The 20,993-nt window shown below is 63.0% G+C and carries 21 protein-coding genes; 9 read left to right on the top strand and 12 right to left on the bottom strand.

What is annotated here, in order from left to right; all coding sequences use genetic code 11:
- Window positions 1-263: 263 nt before the first annotated feature.
- A complete protein-coding gene (locus P1M51_RS14200) occupies window positions 264-836 on the top strand; it encodes an SWIM zinc finger family protein (RefSeq protein WP_276274632.1) in 573 nt (190 codons plus the stop codon).
- Here the strand turns inward: P1M51_RS14200 and hjc are convergent.
- Window positions 833-1,270 carry a Holliday junction resolvase Hjc gene (hjc, locus tag P1M51_RS14195; RefSeq protein WP_276245821.1) on the bottom strand — a complete coding sequence of 146 codons (438 nt, stop codon included), beginning with the start codon at window positions 1,268-1,270 and terminating at the stop codon, window positions 833-835. The two genes, P1M51_RS14200 and hjc, sit on opposite strands and share 4 nt — an antisense overlap.
- Window positions 1,271-1,373: 103 nt before the next feature.
- Here hjc and P1M51_RS14190 point away from each other — a divergent pair, with 103 nt between their 5' ends.
- Window positions 1,374-2,183 (top strand): formate/nitrite transporter family protein, encoded by an 810-nt coding sequence (locus P1M51_RS14190; protein WP_276274631.1) that lies wholly within the window; start codon window positions 1,374-1,376, stop codon window positions 2,181-2,183.
- Between the two features lie 9 nt (window positions 2,184-2,192).
- Here P1M51_RS14190 and P1M51_RS14185 read toward each other — a convergent pair whose 3' ends face one another.
- The 4 genes from P1M51_RS14185 to P1M51_RS14170 form a co-directional block, all read right to left on the bottom strand.
- A complete protein-coding gene (locus tag P1M51_RS14185) occupies window positions 2,193-3,479 on the bottom strand; it encodes an adenosylhomocysteinase (protein WP_276274630.1) in 1,287 nt (428 codons plus the stop codon).
- Between the two features lie 186 nt (window positions 3,480-3,665).
- Window positions 3,666-4,436 (bottom strand): hypothetical protein, encoded by a 771-nt coding sequence (locus P1M51_RS14180; RefSeq protein ID WP_276274629.1) that lies wholly within the window; start codon window positions 4,434-4,436, stop codon window positions 3,666-3,668.
- Window positions 4,437-4,671: 235 nt separating this feature from the next.
- Complete coding sequence (locus P1M51_RS14175) at window positions 4,672-5,958, bottom strand: amidohydrolase (protein ID WP_276245817.1); 1,287 nt, start codon at window positions 5,956-5,958, stop codon at window positions 4,672-4,674.
- 74 nt (window positions 5,959-6,032) lie between these two features.
- A complete protein-coding gene (locus P1M51_RS14170) occupies window positions 6,033-6,224 on the bottom strand; it encodes a hypothetical protein (protein WP_276274628.1) in 192 nt (63 codons plus the stop codon).
- Between the two features lie 213 nt (window positions 6,225-6,437).
- Between P1M51_RS14170 and hisG the strand changes: the two genes are divergently transcribed.
- Window positions 6,438-7,286: an ATP phosphoribosyltransferase gene (hisG, locus tag P1M51_RS14165; RefSeq protein WP_276245815.1), complete on the top strand. Its 849-nt coding sequence runs from the start codon at window positions 6,438-6,440 to the stop codon at window positions 7,284-7,286.
- A 12-nt stretch (window positions 7,287-7,298) separates the two neighbouring features.
- On the opposite strand, the gene P1M51_RS14160 is transcribed toward hisG, so the two are convergent.
- Both P1M51_RS14160 and P1M51_RS14155 read right to left on the bottom strand, forming a co-directional pair.
- The gene (locus P1M51_RS14160; protein WP_276245814.1) at window positions 7,299-7,673 is read right to left on the bottom strand and encodes a hypothetical protein; all 375 of its coding nucleotides are present in this window, start codon (window positions 7,671-7,673) and stop codon (window positions 7,299-7,301) included.
- 42 nt (window positions 7,674-7,715) lie between these two features.
- Window positions 7,716-8,276 (bottom strand): TATA-box-binding protein, encoded by a 561-nt coding sequence (locus P1M51_RS14155; RefSeq protein ID WP_276245813.1) that lies wholly within the window; start codon window positions 8,274-8,276, stop codon window positions 7,716-7,718.
- 111 nt (window positions 8,277-8,387) lie between these two features.
- Between P1M51_RS14155 and P1M51_RS14150 the strand changes: the two genes are divergently transcribed.
- Entirely contained in the window at window positions 8,388-9,359 is a 972-nt protein-coding gene (locus tag P1M51_RS14150; RefSeq protein WP_276248447.1) for a methyltransferase domain-containing protein, read from the top strand.
- 15 nt (window positions 9,360-9,374) lie between these two features.
- On the opposite strand, the gene P1M51_RS14145 is transcribed toward P1M51_RS14150, so the two are convergent.
- On the bottom strand, window positions 9,375-10,535 hold the full coding sequence (locus tag P1M51_RS14145) for a D-glucuronyl C5-epimerase family protein (protein WP_276274627.1): 1,161 nt from the start codon (window positions 10,533-10,535) through the stop codon (window positions 9,375-9,377).
- Window positions 10,536-10,918: 383 nt separating this feature from the next.
- On the opposite strand from P1M51_RS14145, the gene P1M51_RS14140 reads away from it, so the two are divergent.
- The gene (locus P1M51_RS14140; protein WP_276245811.1) at window positions 10,919-12,136 is read left to right on the top strand and encodes an MFS transporter; all 1,218 of its coding nucleotides are present in this window, start codon (window positions 10,919-10,921) and stop codon (window positions 12,134-12,136) included.
- A 4-nt stretch (window positions 12,137-12,140) separates the two neighbouring features.
- Here the strand turns inward: P1M51_RS14140 and P1M51_RS14135 are convergent, their stop codons facing one another.
- Window positions 12,141-13,139: an AAA family ATPase gene (locus tag P1M51_RS14135; RefSeq protein ID WP_276274626.1), complete on the bottom strand. Its 999-nt coding sequence runs from the start codon at window positions 13,137-13,139 to the stop codon at window positions 12,141-12,143.
- A gap of 39 nt (window positions 13,140-13,178) precedes the next feature.
- Window positions 13,179-14,225 (bottom strand): DUF4382 domain-containing protein, encoded by a 1,047-nt coding sequence (locus tag P1M51_RS14130; RefSeq protein ID WP_276245809.1) that lies wholly within the window; start codon window positions 14,223-14,225, stop codon window positions 13,179-13,181.
- Window positions 14,226-14,366: 141 nt separating this feature from the next.
- Here P1M51_RS14130 and rnz point away from each other — a divergent pair, with 141 nt between their 5' ends.
- From rnz to P1M51_RS14115, 3 genes are all read left to right on the top strand, one after another.
- The gene (gene rnz / locus P1M51_RS14125) at window positions 14,367-15,287 is read left to right on the top strand and encodes a ribonuclease Z (RefSeq protein WP_276245808.1); all 921 of its coding nucleotides are present in this window, start codon (window positions 14,367-14,369) and stop codon (window positions 15,285-15,287) included.
- Window positions 15,280-16,455, top strand: a complete 1,176-nt coding sequence (locus P1M51_RS14120; RefSeq protein WP_276274625.1) for an MFS transporter — start codon at window positions 15,280-15,282, stop codon at window positions 16,453-16,455. Before rnz ends, P1M51_RS14120 begins: the two co-directional genes overlap by 8 nt.
- A 125-nt stretch (window positions 16,456-16,580) precedes the next feature.
- Window positions 16,581-18,557, top strand: coding sequence for a DUF460 domain-containing protein (locus tag P1M51_RS14115; protein ID WP_276245806.1), 1,977 nt, complete (start codon window positions 16,581-16,583; stop codon window positions 18,555-18,557).
- Window positions 18,558-18,777: 220 nt separating this feature from the next.
- Here P1M51_RS14115 and P1M51_RS14110 read toward each other — a convergent pair whose 3' ends face one another.
- Window positions 18,778-20,445, bottom strand: a complete 1,668-nt coding sequence (locus P1M51_RS14110; protein WP_276274624.1) for a bacterio-opsin activator domain-containing protein — start codon at window positions 20,443-20,445, stop codon at window positions 18,778-18,780.
- 127 nt (window positions 20,446-20,572) lie between these two features.
- On the opposite strand from P1M51_RS14110, the gene P1M51_RS14105 reads away from it, so the two are divergent.
- Entirely contained in the window at window positions 20,573-20,803 is a 231-nt protein-coding gene (locus P1M51_RS14105; RefSeq protein ID WP_276245804.1) for a hypothetical protein, read from the top strand.
- Here P1M51_RS14105 and P1M51_RS14100 read toward each other — a convergent pair.
- Entirely contained in the window at window positions 20,800-20,988 is a 189-nt protein-coding gene (locus tag P1M51_RS14100) for a hypothetical protein (RefSeq protein WP_276245803.1), read from the bottom strand. The genes P1M51_RS14105 and P1M51_RS14100 overlap by 4 nt on opposite strands.
- Window positions 20,989-20,993: the final 5 nt, after the last annotated feature.

Genomic DNA, 20,993 nt, shown 5'->3' with positions numbered 1-20,993 from the left:
CAGTCGAAATGAAGGGGGAATTTTCACGCTACTTTCGACAGAGAATAATAGGTATAAACGGTCCATACCGAGAGTTTACGTCCCTTCGGAACCTACTGTTCACGTGGAGTGGTTGGCGGACGCCACGGCGGATGATGTGCGCCACCCACGGAGCAATCATGACGCCATTGCAAGCAACACCAGCGTCACCAGCACGAAAAATCGCACTCGCGCCCGACACCTCCAGAATGGATAGTCGGTCTGCACGTGCGTGGACGGAATGCATGGCCGTCCGACAGCTTCCTGATGGACGCTACGCCGTCGATAGCGAGAGCGGCGCGACCTACGTCGTCGACCTCGCAAAACACGAGTGTTCGTGTCCGGACTACGAACTCAGAAACGCGAAGTGCAAACACCAGCGGCGGGTCGCGCTCGAAATCACCCTCGGGCGCGTCCCGCCGCCGGGCAAGTTCACCACGAAGTGCGCCGTCTGTGGCGACCGACTCATGGCTCGCAGAGGTGCGCCGCGACCGTTCCTCTGTCCCGGGCACAAACTCGAACCCGGCGACCGGGTAATCGACCGCGAGACGGGCGACCCCCTCATCGTTTATCGGGTCACCACGGACCGAGCGGACGAAGTCGAAATCCCCACCGCGAACACGACCGTCGCGGGCTATCCCGGCAACCACCGGTACGACCGCGACGACCTCGTCGTCGAGGCGGTCTACCCACGAGACACGCTGCGACGGTCACGACTCCGCCGCTACTCGTTCCCCTACTCGCGACTCGCGCGACCGGCGACCCTCGAAGCCGCGGGCGACGACTCCCCACAGCCGGCGGCCGGTGCCACCGGTTAAGCGTCCTCGCCGATGTCGGTGAGCCGCGTCTTTTTCGATTTTCCGGTCAGTTCGTCCAGGTCTTCGCCCTCGGAGAGTGCCGTCTCCTTTTTCACGCGGTAGTTCCCGCCATCGGTGACGTAGAGGTCTGCGGGGTGGAAGAAGTACCAGTCTTCGCGGTCGAAGCGCACGGCGATGCGCGGTTTCGCGCCGAAATTCTGTGAGAAGTAGACGAGAGCTTCGACTTCTTCGCCCGTGAGATAGATGGGCCGCCCGGAGGACGCCTTCGCCTCGATGGCGTAGAACACGTCGCCGTTGCCCGCGAGCACGTCCGGAAGTTCTCGCGTGGTCGCCGCGCCGCTCGCGGGGGCGCGCATGACCGCGAACCCGGCTTCGTCGAGCAGGTTCACGAGTTCCCGCTCGCGGCGGTTGCCCTTCGAGTTGGAGTTTGCCATTCGTACGTGAATCTGGTCGGTGGGGACGTATAAAAACCGCTACCTGACAGTGAACGGCCCAACCACTTTAGTAGCGAATTGCAGAACACCCGCCTAGAGAGTCATGAGTGGCGACCCAGTGGTCGATGGCGGAACCACCGAACAAACCTCCTCGAAGACGATTCTTTCCCGGCAGATAGACGAGGGACTCAACGAACTCAGGCGACCACGCGAGGGGCTGTTTCTCTCTGCGCTGTCTGCGGGCCTCGACATCGGCTTCGGGCCGCTGCTCATGGCCGTCATCATCACGATGGCTGGCGACCTCTGGAGCGAACCCCTGCTCCATATCGCGCTCGCCAACGCCTACGCCGTCGGCTTCATCTTCGTCGTCCTCGGACGCTCGGAACTGTTCACCGAACACACGACCCTCGCCGTGTTACCCGTGCTCAATCGCGATGCGACGCTCGCCCAACTCGGGCGGCTCTGGGGCATCGTCTACGTCGGGAACATCGTCGGCGGCATCATCTTCGCCGCCATCGCCGTGACCGCAGCGCCCTCCTACGGCATCGCGGACGCCTCTGCGTTCGCAGAAATTGCGGTCAAACTCACGGAACACTCGACGTGGGGGTTGTTCACCGCCGCGGTGCTCGCTGGCTGGCTCATGGGCCTGCTCTCGTGGCTCGTCGCGGCCGCCCAGGAGACCATCAGCCGCGTGTTCTTCGTTTGGCTCGTAACGGTCACTATCGGACTCGCGGGCCTGCCTCACAGCATCGCGGGCAACGTCGAGGTGCTCGCCGGATTGTTCCTCGTGCCGGAACTCGGCTTCCTCGACTACCTGCACTTCCTCGCCCTCGCGACGGTGGGCAACGCGCTCGGTGGGGCGGTGTTCGTCTCGCTGCTCAAGTATGGCCACGTCGTCCGCGGCGGAAAATAGGGCACTGGCTTACGTCCCGTGGTCCCAGGAGCCGAGATACGCTGACTGGGCGTCGGTGAGGGCGTCGAAGTCGATGCCCTCTGCGTCCAGCTTGATTTCTGCGACGCGGCGGTCGAGTTCGTCCGGTACGTCGTGGACGCCGGCGTCGTATTTCTCTGCATTTTCGACGAGTTCCTCGACGACGACGGCCTGCACGCCGAAGCTCTGGTCCATCACTTCGACCGGGTGGCCAAGCGCGATTGGACTCGCGAGGTTGACGAGGCGGCCCTCGGCGAGGACGTTCAGGTCGCGGCCATCTTCGAGTTCGTAGGCCATGACGCCGTCGCGGGCTTCGTAGACGTTCGCTGCCATCGCTTCGAGCTGGTCGAGATTGATTTCGACGTCGAAGTGGCCGGCGTTCGCGAGGAGGACGCCGTCTTTCATGACCTCGAAGTGACTCTCAGTGATGACGTCGCGGTTGCCGGTGGTCGTGATGAACACGTCACCAACCTCCGCGGCGTCTGCCATCGGCATGACTTCGTAGCCTTCCATGTGGGCTTCGAGGGCGCGGCGTGGGTCGACTTCCGTGACGACGACGTGCGCGTTTTGCCCGGCGGCTTTCTTCGCGACGCCCTTGCCACAGTAGCCGTAGCCGGCGACGACGACGGTCTTCCCGGCGTACGAGAGGTTCGTCGTCATGGCGATGGTGGCGAGGCTCGATTCGCCCGTGCCGTGGATGTTGTCGAACAGGCGCTTCATCGGCGTGTCGTTGACGGCGAAGATTGGGTACTTGAGTTCCCCGTCGCGGTCCATCGCCCGCAGGCGGTGGACACCCGTCGTCGTCTCCTCTGCGCCGCCGATGATGGAATCGATGAGTTCCGGATGGTTCTCGTGAATCGCGGCGACCATGTCCATCCCGTCGTCGACGGTGATGGTGGGTGCGTGGGCGATGACAGCCTCGATAGCGTCGTAGTACTCGTCGCTGTCAACGCCGCGGACGGCGTAGGAGGTGATGTTGTCGTTGTTATCGAGCGCGGCGCTCACGTCGTCGTGCGTCGAGAGCGGATTGCACCCCGTGATGGCGACTTCTGCGCCGCCGAGGGCGAGCAGTTCGACGAGGTTCGCGGTCTTCGCCTCGACGTGCATCGCCATGCCGATGACTTGGCCGGCGAACGGTTTCTCGGCTTTGTACGTCTCGCGGAGTGCCTGGAGGATGGGCATGTGCTGGAGCGCCCAGTCCATCTTGCGACGGCCCTCTTTGCGGGCGGCCTCGACATCGTCGAGGTGCTCGCTGACAGGCGGATAAGCGTCACTCATGGCGGAAGAATGGCACAGGCGGGTCAAAACGCTACCGGACTCGTCTACAGCCCGCAGAAAAACTCACATCCCGAATCGACGTGCTGGCTCCGAGAACTCGGAGCGGGGTGCCACTGACAGTTCAGATGGGTCAGTTTGCGTGCGATTCAGCTCCGACCGCGGAGTGCCCGTTTCGCGGACTCTACTTCAGTTTTCCGCGTCGCTGTTCTCCGCTTCGTCTTCGTCGTCGGTTTCGCTATCCTCGTTCTCGCCGTCGTCAGATGTCTTGTCAGTGCCGCGCTCGTGGCCGTCCTTCGGTCCGGCGTGGTCGGGGCGCTTGTCTTCCTTGTCCGCCTTATCCTTCGCGTGGTCGGGACGTTTGTCCTCGCGGTCGGACTCTTCATCCGCGCTCTCACTCTCGTCGTCGTGTTTCTTCGCGTGCTTGTCCGCCCGCTGTTTCTGTTCGTGGACGAACTCGCGAACCATCTGCCCGAACGGCTTGTCGTCGTCTAAATCATCGCGGTCTAACAGGTAGTGGACGAACCGTGAGACGTGCTGGCCGAACGGTGCGTCGCCGTCCACGGTCGGTCGCCAGTCGCCGAGCACGGTGGTCGTGGTCACGCGCTCGTCACCGCTCGTGGCGACGATTTCGACTTCGACCTGTTCGCCCGGAACGGGGAGTGAAACGGTCCCGTTCTCGTCGGTTGTGTACTCACCAGCACCGTCGTAGGTGGCGTCGCCCACCGGCGCGACGGTCACGTTCGCGTTCGAGACGGGTTCACTCGCGTTGGTCACGGTGACGGTCACGTCGGTATCCGTCTCTGTGACGTGCACCGCGAGCGGTGCGTCGTTTCCAGCTGTACTCATCGAATCGTTGCCCGCTGTCTCGTCACCCGCGAACGCGGCCACGGGGCCGACCGTCGCGAGCAACAACGCCATCACGGCTGCGATGGCGAACAACTTCGGTTTCGAATTCATCGAGACAACGATATTCTGGAAACGAGATAAATACAGATTTCTGTTCAGTTCAGTTTTTCGTTGTTCGTTCAGTTCATGCGACGAGATATGGCGGTAGAGATTCCTCAAGACCGTTTAGAGACGACTCTATACGTTTATTTCTACCCTTATAATTGACGACAAATAGGCCGTCGTTTCACAAACCCTAACTGTTAGATTTTCTGTACGTTCGGTGGCCAACCGGCGAGTCGACCGCTCAGGCGCGGTCGACGAGCGCTGCGGCGTGTTCTGCCGCCCGCTCGCGCACCGCGGCCTCGTCGCAGACGAGCACATCGCGGTCGCGCATGAGGATATGTCCGTCGCAGACGGTGTGGCGCACGTCAGACCCGCGGACGGCGTAGGCGAGGTGGCTCACGTAGTCGTGGGCCGGAGTCAGGTGCGGAGCCTCGAAGTCCACGACGGCGAAGTCGGCTTTCGCCCCCGCCTCGATGCGTCCCACGTCGAACCCGAGGGCGTCCGCGCCACCCTGCGTCGCCATCTCCACGACGGCCTCGGCGGGGACGGCGCTCGCATCACCGGTGGCGAGTTTCCCGAGCATGGCCGCGTCGCGCATCTCGTCGAACAGGTCTAAGTCGTTGTTCGAGGCCGCGCCGTCGGTGCCGAGCGCGACGGTCACGCCCGCATCGCGGAGTGCCTGCACGGGGGCCATCCCGCTCGCGAGCTTCATGTTCGACGCCGGGCAGTGGACGACCGAGGCGTCGTGGGCTGCGAGCACCGAAATCTCGGTCTCGTCCAGGTGCACGCCGTGGGCGAAGAAGTCGCCCGCGTCGAGCATCCCGAGGTCTGCGGCGTACTCGATTGGACGCTCGCCGTGCTCCTCCACGATTGGCTCGACTTCACCTAACGTCTCGTTCGCGTGGTAGTGGACCGGAAGCCCCGCCTCGCGCACCTCGGGCAGGAACTCGCGGTAGTACTCCTCGCCGACCGTCGTGAGACTGTGTGGCATCACTGCCGTCTTGATGCGCCCGCCTGCCGCGCCGTCGAACTCGGAGGCCACCTCGATGGATTCCTCGATGTCGTCCCAGGCGTCGTCCTCGTCCTTGCCGATGGTCACGATTCCGTGGCCGATGCGGGCGCGGACGCCGAGGTCCTCGACTGCCGCCGAAACTTCGGGCACCTCGAAGTACATATCCGCGAACGTCGTGACGCCAGCCTTGAGCATCTCCACGATGCCCAACTCGGTCCCGACGCGCACGTCTTCGGGCGTCAACTGCGCCTCTGCCGGCCAGATGTCCTCCTGGAGCCAGTCCATGAGCGGCTTGTCGTCGGCGTAGCCCCGGAGCAGGGTCATCGCGGCGTGGCAGTGGGCGTTCACGAGCCCCGGCATGACGAGCGACCCGGAGACGTCTAAGGTCTCGTCGCCTGCTTCGACGTCGCCCACAGCGAGAATCGTGCCCGCGTCCTGGTCTACGAGCACGTCTGCGTCTTCGACCGAGAGGTCCGGCAGGAGGACCTTCCCGCCGGTAATCTGGAGCGTGGTCATGGCCGGAGATTCTGTCGCGGGTGTTGAAAACGTGCCGACTCAGACCTGCTTGTAGAGGCGATTGGTTTGATCGGTTAGGGTCCTCTAATAAATCTGTACAAGCCAATCGCCAATACAACTCCTATTGAGATTGCGATAATTAATGCAATACTTTTGTCTATAAACTCACTTGCCGCTATTGCAATAAATACGGTGGCGACTGCACTAATTCCAATTGCTATGTTGGCGCTTAGATACGTCCCTCCAAATTTATCTATGCTTGACATATTGTTGACACGTTCTCATCTCATATAATTTCTCCTAGCAGTCTCTCTTCATTTAAGTCGGTTTGAGAAGTATTGGTCGTTGAGTGAATTGGTTGGAATGGTTTGCAGCGAAGGATACCCTTCAATCCGAATACGTCACACAGTCTTCATCTGGGTGAGAAAAATACTCCGGGAGGGAAAGACAGTTTGCTTCGCCACGCAAAGGCCCAGCCAATGCGCATCGCTGTGCCGAACAAAGGCCGACTGCACGACCCGACGATTGACCTGCTCGAACGCGCAGGGCTGCACGTCGTGGACGGCGCAGACCGCAAACTCTACGCCAGTACGGTCGACCCAGCTGTCACTATTCTCTTCGTCCGCGCCGCGGACATCCCCGAGTACGTCGCAGACGGCGCGGCGGACGTGGGCATCACCGGCCTAGACCAGGTCCACGAGTCGGGCGTCTCGAACCTCGTCGACCTGCTGGACCTCGGCTACGGGCAGTGTCGCCTCGTGCTCGCCGCGCCCGAAGACGGCGACATCGAGGAGATTTACGACTTAGATGGGAAGACCGTCGCCACGGAGTTCCCGAACATCGCGCGCAACTACTTCGCAGAGCGGGACATCGACCCGGACATCGTGGAGGTCACTGGGGCGACCGAACTCACACCGCACGTGGACATGGCCGACGCCATCATCGACATCACCTCCACCGGGACGACGCTACGCGTCAATCGCCTCGCTATCCTTGATGAAGTCTTGGGCAGCTCCGTGCGCCTGTTCGCTCGCGAGGACGTCGTCGAGGACGAGAAAGTGGGGCAAATCAAGACGGCGCTCGACTCCGTGCTCCACGCGGAGGGCAAGCGCTACCTGATGATGAACGCACCTCGCGACCAGCTCGACGCCATTCGCGAGGCATTGCCCGGCCTCGGCGGCCCGACGGTGATGGATATCGCGGGCGGAGACAACGTCGCTGTCCATGTGGTCGTGGACGAGCGCGACGTGTTCGAGACCATCACGGAGGTAAAGCAACTCGGCGCGTCGGGGATTCTCGTGACGGAAATCGAGCGATTGGTCGAATAGAAACTGGATTTTTCAGGTCGGTGCGGTTCCGAGTAGCGCCACGAGGTTCGCGAGGACGAGCGCGAGCAACACCGTGACGGTGTAGTGGACGACGGCGATGAGACCACCTGTTTTGAGCCGCACGCGGTAGATGAACCGAATCGCCAGAAAGTCGGCGATGAATCCCATGAGCAACATTACGGCGACGGGGTATTGCTGGAGGAGAATCGTCACCAGTGCCGGCACGGGGCCGACCATGAGTGCACGGGTCGGCGGTACGTCGCCGAGGACGTACCGGGCGGCGATGTGCGCGGTGAGTGCGTAGAAAAGCGCCCCAAGGACGAACGTCCCAGCGACCGCGAGCGGGCCGCCTTCGGCTGGGACGACCTGCAGTGCGGTAGAGTCCATACTCGTCTGTGAGAGTGCGAAAAGGCTTGTGTGTGCCGGAAGTTACTCGAGCAGGCCGAGTTCTTCGAGGCGCGAGACGATCTTGTCGACGGCGTGTTCTGCGTCGACCGGTTTCTTCCCACCCGTGATGACGAGTTTGCCGGAGCCAAACAGCAGGGCGACGACTTTCGGCTCGTCGAGGCGGTAGACGAGGCCGGGGAACTGCTCTGGTTCGTACTCGATGTTTTCGAGGCCGAGCCCGATGGCGATTGCGTTCAGGTTCAGGTTGCGACCGAGGTCCGCGCTCGTGACGATGTTCTGGACGACGATTTCAGGGTCCTCGTCTACGTTGATGTTGAGTTCACGGAGCTTGTCGAACACGATGTTCAGGCTCTCGTGGACGTCGTCGGTGCTCTTTGCACCGGTGCAGACGATTTTGCCAGAGCGGAAGATGAGTGCGGCAGACTTCGGGTTCTGGGTGCGGTAAACGAGACCGGGGAACTGTTCGGGGTCGTAGTCGGCACCTTCTAAGTCCATCGCGACAGACTGAAGGTCGAGTTCCTGACCGATGCCTGTGGAGGCAACCACGTTCTCAATATTAATAGTCTCCTTGGGGTCAGTCATGTTTCGTTTAAAAACTTGTATTTAAGGTTTATAAATGTTGGTGCCAGCCGTTGACAGGTTTCGGCGTATTTAACCGATACGCTCTTTGTTCGAGGTTCCAGAGTGCGCATCGTGTACGTCCTGGAACTCGGTGGTGAAGACCACGCTTTCGCCGCCTGCGAGGCCGAGAGCGCGGCGACAGCGGTGACCCCGATGGCCACCGGCCTCGTCCGCGCCGGGAGCATCGACGCCGCGGCCATCGCGCGTCTCGCCTACACCCACCGCGCGAACGAACTCGTGGGCCACACCGATGCCTCCGTCGAGAGCGCCCGCCTGCTGCTCGAATCCGCGACGTTCGACCGTGAGGGGAGCGTCGCCGTCCGCGCCCGGGACATCCAGAATACGGCGAACGTGAGCACCCAGCAGGCAGAGCGCGTGCTCGGTGGCGTGCTCGTAGACCGCGGGTTCACCGTCGATTTGGACGACCCCGACCACACCCTCCGCGCGCTGTTCGCAGACGACGTCTGCGCACTCGGCTGGGAAGCTGCCGCGAGCCTCCGCGACTACGGTGACCGCAATCCGACCGCCCGTCCCTTCTTCCAGCCCGGGTCGATGGAACCGCTGCTCGCCCGGGCGCTCGTGAACATCGCCGGGGCCGGCCCGGGGCGCACCCTTCTAGACCCGATGTGCGGAACTGGCGGCGTCCTCCTCGAAGGCGGTCTCGTGGGGGCGCGTCTCGTCGGCAACGACGCCCAGTGGAAGATGGTTCGGGGCACGAAGCAGAATCTCACCGAACTGCTGCCCGATGACGCGGACTTCGGCATCGTGCGCGGCGATGCGACTGCCCTCGCCCTCCGTGACGATTCGGTTGACGCCGTCGTGTTCGACGCGCCGTACGGTCGCCAGTCGAAAATCGCGAACCTCGACCTCGCGGACCTCGTAGCCGGTGCGCTCGCGGAAGCGAGGCGCGTCGGAGAGAAGTGCGTCCTCGTCGCGGACCGCCCGTGGGCCGAGGAAGCGCGAGCGGCTGGCTGGGAAGTCACTCACTCGTTCGAGCGGTACGTTCACGGCACGCTGACCCGCCACATTCTCGTGCTCGAATAAAAGCTGGCCACGTGGTCAGGACATGTCGCCGGGGTCGTCCGACTTGTAGCGTTCCCACATCTGCTTGAAGAACTCGTCGCCGGTGAGCTTGTAGAGCTTGTCTATCTGGATGAGGTGGACGCCGTGGTAGTAGTCGTTGCCACGGTACGGGTCCGGATACCGGTCGGTCTGGCCGAGTTGCCAGCGCCGGTAGCCGTCGAGTCCGTAGTAGCTCACTTCACCGGGGACGCGCCAGTGGTCGGCGTAGTTCTGCACCGTGGTGAGCGTGGCGTCGAGGAGTAACTTCGCCTCCGCAGATTCGGTGTGCAGCCAGTAGTCGTACAGCCCCCAGATGCCGATACACTTGCCGTTTATAACGTGCGTCGGCGGTTCGAAGGGATACTCCTCGACCCAGTAGTAGCCGTTTGGGTCGACCATCGTCGTCCACGGGCCGTCAGTGGTCCGCTTTACGGACTTGAACGTCTGGAACACCCGCTCTGCTAAGTCCAGGTACTTGTCGTCGCCCGTGAGCTCGTGGAAGTAAGTGTATGCAGAGAGGCCGACGCCCTGGCACATTCCCGAGTACCACGGCGCTTTCAGGTCGGCGCTCGACCCCGCCTTGTCGAGACGATACGAGAAGTAGATGCCGTCGTTTGGGCCAATCGCGGCGTCGTCTACGAGCGCCTGGGAGAACTCCTCTGCGCGGTCGAGGTAGCCCTGTTTTCCGCTTTCGCGATAACAGTGCAGGCAGCGAAGCAGCCAACGTGTCGTCCGGAGCGGAAAGTGACCGGTGTGGTCGCCGACCGTCGCCGGGATGAGGTCGGGCAGTTCGTTGACCTGTGAGACGGTTTTGTCACACTGTGGCTTCGCGTCACGGTACTGCCCGAAGAACTGAGGACGTTCTTCGTAGGGCAGTTCGCGATACGTGAACTCGGTGCGCTTTATTGGGACGCCGTTTACGGCTTCTTCGACCGGTTCGGGCGTTTCTGTCTCCGTCTCTGTGGCCGTCTCAGTCTGTGGGGTTGCGGTCGACGTCGCTGCCGGGGTGTTCGTCGAAGTGGTCGCAGGCCCGTCCTGTCGCCACTTTTCGAACCCGGAGGTGATGTCCATGCACCCCGCGAGGCCGAGTGACGCGCCGAGCGCGAGCAGGTGTCGTCGAGACGGTCGAGGACCACGCTTGGAGGGCTGGTCGCTCATGCTACACGCACTCCTTGGTCGCGAACCGCGACTGTGCTGTCAATCCTGTGTCGTATCTGTCCGTCCCCACCAGGGTACCGAGAACCTGGAGGGAGGTTCGTCGGCCACTCGTCAACATCACCGTGTGTAACCGCGAGTCCGAGTAAATGTCTTTTGGTCAATAATTCACGTACGCTAACCATATAGGTCGGCTGCACAATGTATAAAAACCAGCGGAAAGAGCTGTGTTACACTCTTTTAGACTGAACGTTCTGTCATTTGTGTCAGTGTGCCAACCCAGAATTTTTGATAAACGGTTTCGACCAAAAAAAATGCTGTACGGGCTGCGCGCTCCTCACACGCGCGGGCAAGCCTTTAGCCGTCGCCTGTCATCGTTCTGAATAATGACGGGCGTTTCGTCCACCCGCCGTCTTCGGATGCTCTTGCTCATCGCCACGGCGGAGCTTTTGATAATGTCGCTGTGGTTCTCGGCGACGGCGGCGGCCCCGGAACTCGCCGCGGCGTGGGACCTCACGCCTGCGGAGACGGCGTGGCTCACGAACGCCGTCCAACTCGGCTTCGTCACCGGGGCACTCCTCTCTGCGGCGTTCACCATCTCCGACGTGATTACGCCGAAGTACCTCGTCGCCGGTGCGGCCCTCGTCGGCGCGGCGGCAACCGCCGCCATCGCCGCGTTCGTCGAATCGCTCCTTCCCGCCGTCGTCCTGCGCTTCCTGACCGGCATGATGCTCGCCGGCGTCTACCCACCGGGGATGAAACTCATGGCCGGGTGGTTCCGCGCCGGGCGGGGCATGGCCGTCGGCGTTCTGGTCGGGGCGCTCACCGTCGGCTCGGCCCTGCCCCACCTCATCCGCGTCATCGGCGGTGTCGACAACCCGCGACTCGTCCTCTTCGGCGCGGCGGGCGTCGCCACCGTCGGCGCAGCCCTCGCGCTGTTCGTGACCGAAGGCCCCTACCAGTCGCCCGCCGCCCCGTTCGACCCGCGCGCCGTCGTCCGCATTCTTCGTGACCGTCCGACCCTGCTCGCGAACGGCGGCTACTTCGGCCACATGTGGGAACTCTACGCCGTCTGGACGTGGATTCCCGTCTTCCTCGTCGCCAGCCTCGCCGCCGGAACCCCCGGCTCACAGCGAACCGCCGGCCTGCTCGCCTTTGGCACCATCGCCATCGGCGGCGCGGGCGCAATGGTCGCCGGCCTCGCCGCAGACCGCCTCGGTCGAACCACGGTCACGAGCGTCAGTATGGGCGTGAGCGGCCTGAGCTGTCTCGCCGCCGGGTTCGTCTTCGGCGCACCGCTCTGGATTCTCGCGCCGTTCGTCCTCCTCTGGGGATTCACCATCGTCGCCGACTCCGCCCAGTTCTCGGTCGCGGTCACGGAACTCGCCGAATCGAGTTACGTCGGGACGGCGCTCACCCTCCAGACCGCCCTCGGCTTCCTGCTCACTATCGCCTCGATTCAACTGGTTCCTGTCCTCGTGGACCTCGTCGGCTGGCAGTGGGCGTTCGCCCCACTCGCGATTGGGCCACTGCTCGGCACGCTCTCCATGTTGAGACTTCGGCTGCGCCCGGAGGCGACGCGATTGGCTGGTGGGAAAAAGTGAGCGACTACCGCCCTATCTCAGCGAGCAGGTGCGAGATGTGAATTCGGTCGCTCGTCCCCTCCGCCAAATCCATATCAATCTCACCGGCAATCTCGTAAAGCCGAGCCAGATTATCGCCGCTGTAGCGCGACCGCGCCACCCCGAGGATGTCCTGTAAAATTTCACTGCCACTGTAGCCCTCGTCTACGAGCAGGTCGTCGAGAATTTTGCGCGCGTCCGTGAACTCCCGCTTTTCGGCCTTCGCGACCATCGTCTCGACCTGCTCTTTGTTGCCAATCTCGCCGAGTGCCTCATAGGCGGTCTGCATGGTGATTTCACCAGCGTCTTCGAACGTGGTCTGTGCGCCGAGGATGGCCTTGCGCAGGTCACCACCGCCGTAGCCAGCGAGGTACTGGATGCCGTCTTCCTCGTACTCGACTTCTTCGGCTTCGACGATTCGACGCAGGACTTCTGCGCTTTCCTTCGCCGTCGGTGCGCGGACAGGAACCGGGAAACAGCGCGACTTGATGGGCGGAATCAGCTTCGTCGGTTGCCGGGTCGTGACGACGAACTGGGTCGTCTTGTGGTGGCGCTCCATCACCCGTCGCAGCGCCTGCTGGAAGTCCTCGCGGATGGCTTCCGCGTTATCGAGCAGGATGGTCTTGTAGGTGCCCGACACCGGCGCGTAACTCGCAGACTCCTTGAGGACGTGGTTTATCATGTCGCGTTTCGGCAGGTCGCTCTTTCCAGTGAGGAAGTGCTCGAAGCGCGGGTCGTTCGTAATCTCCTTTTTGGTTCGGTTGAAGAAGTCGGCGACGTTGATTTCTACCAAATCGTTGTCCGGGTCGTCGTGTGCTTCTCTCGCGAGCGCACGCACGGCGGCGGTCTTCCCGCTGCCCTGTGGGCCGTGCAGAACGAGGTTAATCGGCTCGTCTACGGCCCGCGTGAGGTAGTCGCGGACCTCCGGCTGGGGGAGGTCTGAGAGTGCCGGCGCGTGCGTATCGGTCCACAGCGGCCCGTCCATTACCGCATAGAAGGAAATGTGGGGGTAAGAATCGGTCGATTATGCGAGCGGGGCGAGGGAGTCGCTCGATACGCCTGCAGTCCCTTCGAGCGAAACGTCGAGTTCGCCTTCGGCCTCGCCTGACGTCGCTTCGACGTTCACCTCGGACCCGACGGGGACGGTGAACGAGACGGTTCCGTCTTCGCCGGTCGTTCCGGCGGCTTCGCCGTTGACCGTGACGTTTGCGTTCGCGACGGGTTCGCCGGCCTGCGTCACTTTCACGGTGGCTTCTTCGCCGGCGACGGCGTCGCCGACGAGTTCGAGCGACAGGTCACCGTCTGCGCTGTCGGTTTCCTCGTCACCCTCGTCGCTCCCGATGTCGGTGTACGGGACGTTCACGCCGGACTCCTTCACGACCGGTTGGATGACGTATTTGCCGCTGTTGCCCGCCGAACGGACGGAGATGTCGTAGACGAAGTCCACCTCGGATTCGGCGTCGAGCGTGAACTCGGACTTGATTTTGAGCGTGTCGCTCGGGAGTTTCACCGACACTTCCTCACCGTCTTTGAGCGTTCCGTCCACGTCGGAGATGTGGAGGCGAACCTCGGTGTAGGTGCCGGATTCGAGGTCGAAGGCGGCGAGCTTCTGTGCGTTCTCACCCTGTAGCTCGGTCAGGTCGAAGGTCTTCGAATCGACCTCGTAGGTCTCCCAGCCGGAGTCGTCACCGTCTTCTGACTCGGTTTCCGTGGTTTCTGTCTCGGCTTCGGTTTCCGTCTCGGTTGTCGTGTCGGCCTGTGTGGTCGCCTCGGCCGAGGTCGTTTCAGCCGTGGTCGTTGCAGTCTCAGCCGTGGTCGATTTCTCGTCGTCGCCTCCGTCGTCACTCCCCGCCTTACGGAACGACACCGCATCGACGGTCACGTTCAGGTGCGAGAACGCGGAGATGGCGTTCTCCTGGTCGGAGATGAAGAAGTTGACCGTCCCCGTCTCGGATGGGTCACCGTCTCCCGCTGCCGTCGTGGTGTCGTCGGCTGGTCCCATGCCGCCGGTGCAGCCAGCGAGCACGAGCATGGCTGCCACCAGCAGCGAACCAATCAGTTTTGTAGACATACAATGTTTTCAAAAACTCTCTGACTGATAAGAACTCGCCTTCGAACAACGATTTCGTCGCGACCGGGTTGCGACCGGTTTCGCCTGACTTACGGCCCGTTTCCGAAGCGCGTTTAATGCTTCACCGCCCAAATTCGGGCCATGCGCGTGACGTTTCTCGGAACGAGTGGGGCGGTGCCGACCACCGAGCGCAATCCCAGTGCGCTGATGGTCAACCGCGAAGGCGAGCGATTGCTGTTCGACGCCGCCGAAGGCACCCAGCGACAGATGATGCGCTTTGGAACCGGTTTTGCCGTCTCTCACCTCTTCGTCACGCACCTCCACGGGGACCACGTCCTCGGGATCCCCGGCCTCGTCCAGACGTGGGATTTCAACGGCCGCGACGACCCGCTCACCATCCACACGCCGACGGGAACCCGCCGCGAGATTCGCAACCTCGTCGAAGCCACGGGCGCACGCCCCTCCTACCCCGTCCACATCAACGAAGTCGAACCGGACGAGGTCGCCCACGGGGGCGAGGAGTACGAAGTCAGAACCTTCGAAACAGACCACCGCACCACCTCGGTCGGTTACGCCCTCGTCGAAGAAGACCGCAAAGGGCGGTTCAACCGCGAGCGCGCAGAGGAACTCGGCGTCCCCGTCGGGCCGCTGTTTCAGGAACTCCACGCGGGCAACCCCGTCGAACTCGACGACGGCACGGTCGTCGAACCGGAACAGGTTGTCGGCGAACCCCGCCCCGGCCGCCGCGTGGTCTACACCGGGGACACTCGCCCCGCCCAGAGCGTCGTCGAGGCCGCGACGGACGCAGACCTGCTCATCCACGACGCGACGTTCGACGACGAACGCGCCGACCGCGCCCGCGAGACGGGTCATTCGACTGGCACCGAGGCGGGCGAAGTCGCTCAGCAAGCCGGCGTCAAACGCCTCGCGCTTACGCACATCTCTTCGCGCTACGCCGGGAACGCCGGGGCCATCCACAGCGACGCTGTTGCCGCTTTCGACGGTGACGTGTTCGTCCCTCACGACGGGCAAACCGTGGATGTCCCCTACCCGGATGACTGAGGCACGGCGAACCGTCGGCGTCATTCTCGCCTGGCAAGTCGCCGCGAGCGTCTGCTACTACAGCGTGTTCGCCGCCACCGGACTCATCCAGTCTGGATTCGGGCTCTCTAAGTTCTCCCTCGGTATCGTCGTCTCGACACTCACTCTCGGGTACACCCTGTTTCTGTTCCCGATGGGGGCGGCCGTGGACGGCCTCGGCGAGAAACGCGTCATGATCGGCGGCCTCGTCGCCCTCGCGCTCGGCGTCCTCGGCGTCACTCTCGCCTCCTCGTTCGCCTTCCTGCTGGGGGCGGTGTTCGCGCTCGGGGCGGCCTACGCCTCGGCCATGCCCGCGACCAATCGCGCCATCGTCGAGGGCGTCCCTGATTCCCATCGCAATCTCGCTCTCGGCGTGAAACAGGTCGGCGTCTCCGCCGGGGCCGGGGCGAGCGCGCTCGTCGTCACCGGCCTCGCCGCACGCGCCGGCGTGCCATGGGACGCCGGGTTCTACGTCGCTGCCGGCCTCGCGTTCTTCGTGACCGCCGCGTTCTCGCGGGGCTATCCCAACGAGCACGACGGTTCGGGCACCATCTCGATTCCGGACGTGCGCGGCCTCGCCGACAATCGCGCCTACGTCCTGCTCATCGTCGGTGGCCTCTTTCTCGCGGCGACACTGTTCACGATGACCGGCTACCTCGTCCCCTACCTCACCGAATCCGTGTCGATTTCCGTGGGGGTTGCGGGCCTCACCCTCGCGCTCGTGCAGGTGATGGGGAGCACCGGTCGGGTGGCCTTTGGCGGCCTCGCAGACCGCCTCCCGGGTGACCCCGTGAACGCCAGCGCCCTCATCATGGTCGTGCTCGCGATCTGCTCTGCGGCGCTGTTCTTCGTCCTGCCGATGATGGACGCCCGCTTCGCCGCCATCGCCGTGTTCGCCCTGCTCGGCCTCTCCGTCCTCGGGTTCACGGGTCTGTACCACGCCTCTGTGACGATGCTCGTCGCACCGAGCGAGGTGGGGGCGGCGACCGCCGGCGCACAGACCGCGCTCAACTCCGGCGCGCTCGTCATCCCACCGCTCTTTGGCTACGTCGCGGACGCGAGCGGCTACGCCGCCGGGTGGCGCGTGCTCGTCGTCTTCGCCCTGCTCGCGGCCGTCTTCTTCGGCGGCGTCGTCAAGCAAACCGCGTGAAGTGAACCCCCCCATTCGCTGTACTGTCGTCTGTAAGCACTGAAGAATCCGACACCAGCGGGTGTCGAGTATCGTGAAAACGTTACAGACGACAGTATAAGTCACATGACGCCCTACCCAAGTGTGTGAGTACTCGAACGAGTGCCCTCGACGCCCTGATTTTCGGGGTCGACGTGCAAAGCGGCGACATCCGGGGTGATGCGCCTTCCTTCGCCCTCGTCGCCTTCGAAGGAGAGTCGCTCGACCGCGACGTCGTCACTTTTCGCAAGCTCTGTCGGCTCATCCAACGCGAGAAGCCGGCCATCGTCGCGACTGACAACATGTACGAACTCGCGGCGGACAAGGACGCCCTCGTCCACTTCCTGCAGGAACTCCCGAGCGAGACGAAACTCGTCCAGGTGACCGGCGACGAGCGCCCGGAACCGCTCTCTCGGGTCGCCGCCCGTCACGGCGTCCCCTACGGCAAGGACCCGATGAAGGAGGCGGAGGCCGCTGCCCGCCTCGCCGCCGCGAACGTGGGGTACGAAGTCTCTGCGTTCACCAACACGACGCGAATCAAGGTCTCGCGGGGCCGCTCGACCGGCAAGGGTGGCTGGAGCGAAGACCGCTTCACGCGGCGGATTCACGGCGCGGTCCGCACCCGGTCCCGTGAGGTCGAAGCCACGCTCAAGGACGTTGGCCTCGACTTCGAGAAGGACGTTACCGAAAAATACGGGGGGTACGCGAACGCCGTCTTCCGGGTCGAAGGCCGCCCGGACGAGATTCCGGTGACGACCCACCGCTCTGGCGACGTGCGCGTGGAGATGGAGCGCGAGCGACGCGACGGCATCGAGTTTCGGCCGCTCGCAAAGCGACGCGACCACGTCCTCGTCGGTATCGACCCCGGCACGACCACGGCGGTGGCCATCGTCGGCTTGGACGGCGAAGTGCTCGACGTCCTCTCTACGCGCACCGCGGACACCGCTGACGTCATCGAGTGGATCATCGAACACGGGCGGCCCATTCTCGTCGCCGCCGACGTGACGCCGATGCCCGAAACAGTCGAGAAGATACGCCGGAGTTTCAACGCGGCGGCGTGGGTTCCACAGCGCGACCTCCCTGTCGACGAAAAACAACACCGGACGCGCCAGGAGGGATACGACAACGACCACGAACGCGACGCGATGGCCGCGGCGTTGTTCGCCTACGACGCCCACGAAGACCAGTTCGACCGCATCGCGAAGAAGGTGCCCGCGCCCGTAGACCGCGGCGAAGTAACCGCACGGGTAGTGGCCGGCGGCGAGTCGGTGGAGGGCGTTCTCGACGACCTGCTGGCGGAAGACGACTCGGAAGAGCAGCAGTCAGAACACACCGAACGTGAACTGACCAAAGAGGAAAAGCGCATCAAGCGCCTCGAAGCGCAGGTCAACCGCCTCCAATCGCACGTCGAGGACCTTCGGAACACGATTGCCACGAAAAACGAGCGGGTACAGGAGTACGAGAAAGAACTCTCGACGGCCCGCCGCGAGGAGCGAAAAGAAGCCAGAGAGCGCCGCGAAATAACCCGTCTCGAACGCGAGACAGACCGTCTGAAACGCGAACTCGCCACGGAAAAAGAGACGAGCGAGAAGTTGCGCGACAAACTGGAGCGCCTGAAAGAACTCTGGCGCATCGACCACTCGAACTTCGCAGACGTTGCCGCGGAGAACGAGGACCTCGTGTCGGTAAAGCCAATCGCGCAGTTCACGAAGGGAGCCATCGCCGACACGCAAGAACGGTACGGCCTCGCAAAGGCGGACGTGATTCTCCTGCGAGACGCGAGCGGCGCGGGCCGGAGCACGGCTGAGGCGCTCGCGGCGACCGAACCGCGCGTCGTGCTCAAGTACGGGATGCTCTCTGATGCTGCCGACGCGGTACTGTTTGAACACGACATCCCCGTCGGGTCTGCGGAGGAAGTGTCAATTCAGGAGATTGACGACCTCGCGGTGGCGCGTGAAAGCGACGTCGAAGCGGTCATCGACGCCTGGAACGAGCGCGCAGAAGAACGCGAAAAGGCACAGCAGGAGGCGATGATAGACCGTCTCATCAGCGAACATCGTGCCGGTCACGGTGAGAGTGACTGAGGCTTGTACTTTCCGTGTGTCACTTATAGTCACGTTTAACCGTACCACTCCCTAAATGAGTATGCTACTCCGAGATGTGTGTCACTTTGTCCACTGTGGAGTGGCAGAAGGCGCCGGAAACGGCCCCTCCCCCCTACCCCACCTTCCGTACCGCAATAGAGGCACCTCTCTCCCGGAGAGGTATCACCTGCTATGCCAGCCGTGGCAACAAATAATATGCCTATGTAATTAGGTTCGTGGTCTCGTCAGTGTCGTCACCGAAGAACGCAGAGAAGCGTTTGCGGAGTGCGGCCCGGAGATGCTGGTGGAACGTCGCCGAGGAGATACCCATCGACGCTGCGATTTCCTCAGCCGTCGAGCCCCGCGGCCAGTCGAAGTAGCCCGCGTAGTAGGCTGCTCTGAGCGCCGAGCGCTGGCGGTCGGTGAGCTGCTCGTCGAGTTTGTGCCTGAACTCGCGGGTGGTCTCGACGGGGTTGTCGCGTTCTCGCTTGGCGACGAGTTTCGCGTCAGGGTACAGGTCGCGGACGGCGTTGACAGCCGCTCTGACGTCGGCGTCTGGTGGGAACTCGACGCGAATGCGACTCACGCCCCGGTCTGCGACGGTTGCGGAGATGTGCCCACCGAGGTCCATCAACGACTTGACCGCTGACGGGGAGAAGACGACGAACTCGAACAGCGTCTCCTCGTCGTCCTTGCGGATGAGCCGGCACTGTTCGATTTCGGGAAACTCACCGGCCAGCGATTCGATGGTTTCGGCCGTTGCCCCCGTGATGCCACAGTAGAGCAACAGGCTCCCGTCGCGGCCAGCCACCATCTGCTTGAATTGGATTCTACAGTCACCGTCCTTCGAGAGACGGGCGAACACAGCGTCCCGGTTCGTGAGTTCGAATTCGAGTTCGATGACCGAGTTCGAGAACAGTAGCCGTCGCGCCTGAATCGCGTTGATGGCGTAGCCGATGCTCTCGCCGAGTTCGGTGAGCACGTCGAGTTCGCGCTCGGCGAAGGCTGCTTCTCGAGTGGACGCAACGACGAGCACTGCGTAGACGGTTTCGTCGTAGCGAAGCGGGATGGCGACGGCCGACTCGCCGCCGAGTCGCAGCGATTCGGCGCGAATCGACTCCGGAATCGACTCGGTGGCCGCGACGTCGGGTTCGAACATCAACTCCCCCGTCGTGAGCGCCATGGTGGACGGCCAGGATTCGGACCGTTCGGGATGGTTTGTCGCGAGTCGTTCGAGGGTCGCAAAGTAGCGGTCGTCGACCCCGGCCCGCGCCCGGGGGACCAACCCGACGCCGCTGCTGTGGCGCTCGCCAATCCAGGCGAAGGCGTACAGCCCAGACTTCACGATACAGTCACAGACCGCCTGCTCTATCTCTCCGCGCGTGGTCGCGGACACGAGCGACCGGTTGATGTCGCGGATGATGCGGTTTATCTGATTGACCGTCTCTAACTCCTGGGTCTGGGTTTCGAGGACCTGCTCGCGTCGTTTCGCCTCCGTGATGTCCTCTACCGAGACGACCACGAACGCGACGGAGCCGTCCTCGTCGAAGATAGGCGAGGCGCTCAGCGAACACCAGAACAGCTCGTCGTCGTTTCGAGGAACCTGATAGGCCTGATTGTATATCGGTTTGCCCGTGAGAATGGCCTGGCGAATCGGGAGTTCTGCTTTCGGGACGTGGTTTCCGTCTTCGTCGTACACCGGCCACTCTTGCAGCTCGCTCGCCCCCTTGAGTATCTCGGCTTTCGTCGCACCCAGCAGGTCAGCGAGGCGGTCGTTGACGCGGACGATTCGAGCGTCTCCATCGAAAACAGCGATACCGACCGGACTGGTTTCGAGAATCTTTGACGTTATCGCTTCTGACTGGGCGACGTCGGTGTCGCGCGTCACTAGTAACACTCGGAGATTCCTGCTGATAAATGTACCTGCCAACTGTCATCTATCACGAAACGATACCGTCACAACCGCCAACGGGACGAGCCAGCAAGTATTTGCTTTCCGTCCGCAGAGACTGTGTATGGTCTCGTTTCCGTTCGCGGGAGGCCCTGACCTCGCGGTGCTGGTGGTGTTCTTTCTGGTCTGCAACACCGTATTCGCAATCGCTGCCGGTCGGTACGTCTACCGCGACGCACATCGCAGGGGGAAATCCCGCGCACCAGTCTGGGGGCTGCTCGTCGGTGCGCTCTTCCTGGTCAACGTGCTAACCGGCGCGTTCGGCCTGTTCGCGTACCTCTTCTCCCGCAGTTAGAACATTTCACCCATCCCGAATGCGGAGAGCATCCCGGAGACGAGTCCCTTCGCGACGAGTCCGACACCCGCGAGTACGAGTGCGAGCCCGGCGGCGACGAGTGGGTTTGCGTAGGCGATGACGCCGAGGCCGACGACCAGTAACAGGAGGCCAACGAGGCCGCCCGTTCCGAGTTTATCCAACATACGCG

It is taken from the genome of Haladaptatus sp. QDMS2, assembly GCF_029338295.1.
In the GTDB taxonomy this organism is placed as follows: domain Archaea; phylum Halobacteriota; class Halobacteria; order Halobacteriales; family Halococcaceae; genus QDMS2.
This window is presented reverse-complemented; position numbering and strand designations above follow the sequence as displayed.

Bases quoted from the DNA above. Each gene is read 5' to 3' on its own strand.
- P1M51_RS14120 (WP_276274625.1), top strand. From the start codon at position 15,280: ATGACTGAGGCACGGCGAACCGTCGGCGTCATTCTCGCCTGGCAAGTC.
- P1M51_RS14100 (WP_276245803.1), bottom strand. From the start codon at position 20,988: ATGTTGGATAAACTCGGAACGGGCGGCCTCGTTGGCCTCCTGTTACTG.
- P1M51_RS14180 (WP_276274629.1), bottom strand. From the start codon at position 4,436: ATGAATTCGAAACCGAAGTTGTTCGCCATCGCAGCCGTGATGGCGTTG.
- P1M51_RS14145 (WP_276274627.1), bottom strand. From the start codon at position 10,535: ATGAGCGACCAGCCCTCCAAGCGTGGTCCTCGACCGTCTCGACGACAC.
- P1M51_RS14140 (WP_276245811.1), top strand. From the start codon at position 10,919: ATGACGGGCGTTTCGTCCACCCGCCGTCTTCGGATGCTCTTGCTCATC.
- P1M51_RS14135 (WP_276274626.1), bottom strand. From the start codon at position 13,139: ATGGACGGGCCGCTGTGGACCGATACGCACGCGCCGGCACTCTCAGAC.
- hisG (WP_276245815.1), top strand. From the start codon at position 6,438: ATGCGCATCGCTGTGCCGAACAAAGGCCGACTGCACGACCCGACGATT.
- P1M51_RS14170 (WP_276274628.1), bottom strand. From the start codon at position 6,224: ATGTCAAGCATAGATAAATTTGGAGGGACGTATCTAAGCGCCAACATA.
- P1M51_RS14105 (WP_276245804.1), top strand. From the start codon at position 20,573: ATGGTCTCGTTTCCGTTCGCGGGAGGCCCTGACCTCGCGGTGCTGGTG.
- P1M51_RS14190 (WP_276274631.1), top strand. From the start codon at position 1,374: ATGAGTGGCGACCCAGTGGTCGATGGCGGAACCACCGAACAAACCTCC.
- P1M51_RS14130 (WP_276245809.1), bottom strand. From the start codon at position 14,225: ATGTCTACAAAACTGATTGGTTCGCTGCTGGTGGCAGCCATGCTCGTG.
- P1M51_RS14175 (WP_276245817.1), bottom strand. From the start codon at position 5,958: ATGACCACGCTCCAGATTACCGGCGGGAAGGTCCTCCTGCCGGACCTC.
- P1M51_RS14160 (WP_276245814.1), bottom strand. From the start codon at position 7,673: ATGGACTCTACCGCACTGCAGGTCGTCCCAGCCGAAGGCGGCCCGCTC.
- P1M51_RS14200 (WP_276274632.1), top strand. From the start codon at position 264: ATGGCCGTCCGACAGCTTCCTGATGGACGCTACGCCGTCGATAGCGAG.
- P1M51_RS14155 (WP_276245813.1), bottom strand. From the start codon at position 8,276: ATGACTGACCCCAAGGAGACTATTAATATTGAGAACGTGGTTGCCTCC.
- P1M51_RS14185 (WP_276274630.1), bottom strand. From the start codon at position 3,479: ATGAGTGACGCTTATCCGCCTGTCAGCGAGCACCTCGACGATGTCGAG.
- hjc (WP_276245821.1), bottom strand. From the start codon at position 1,270: ATGGCAAACTCCAACTCGAAGGGCAACCGCCGCGAGCGGGAACTCGTG.
- rnz (WP_276245808.1), top strand. From the start codon at position 14,367: ATGCGCGTGACGTTTCTCGGAACGAGTGGGGCGGTGCCGACCACCGAG.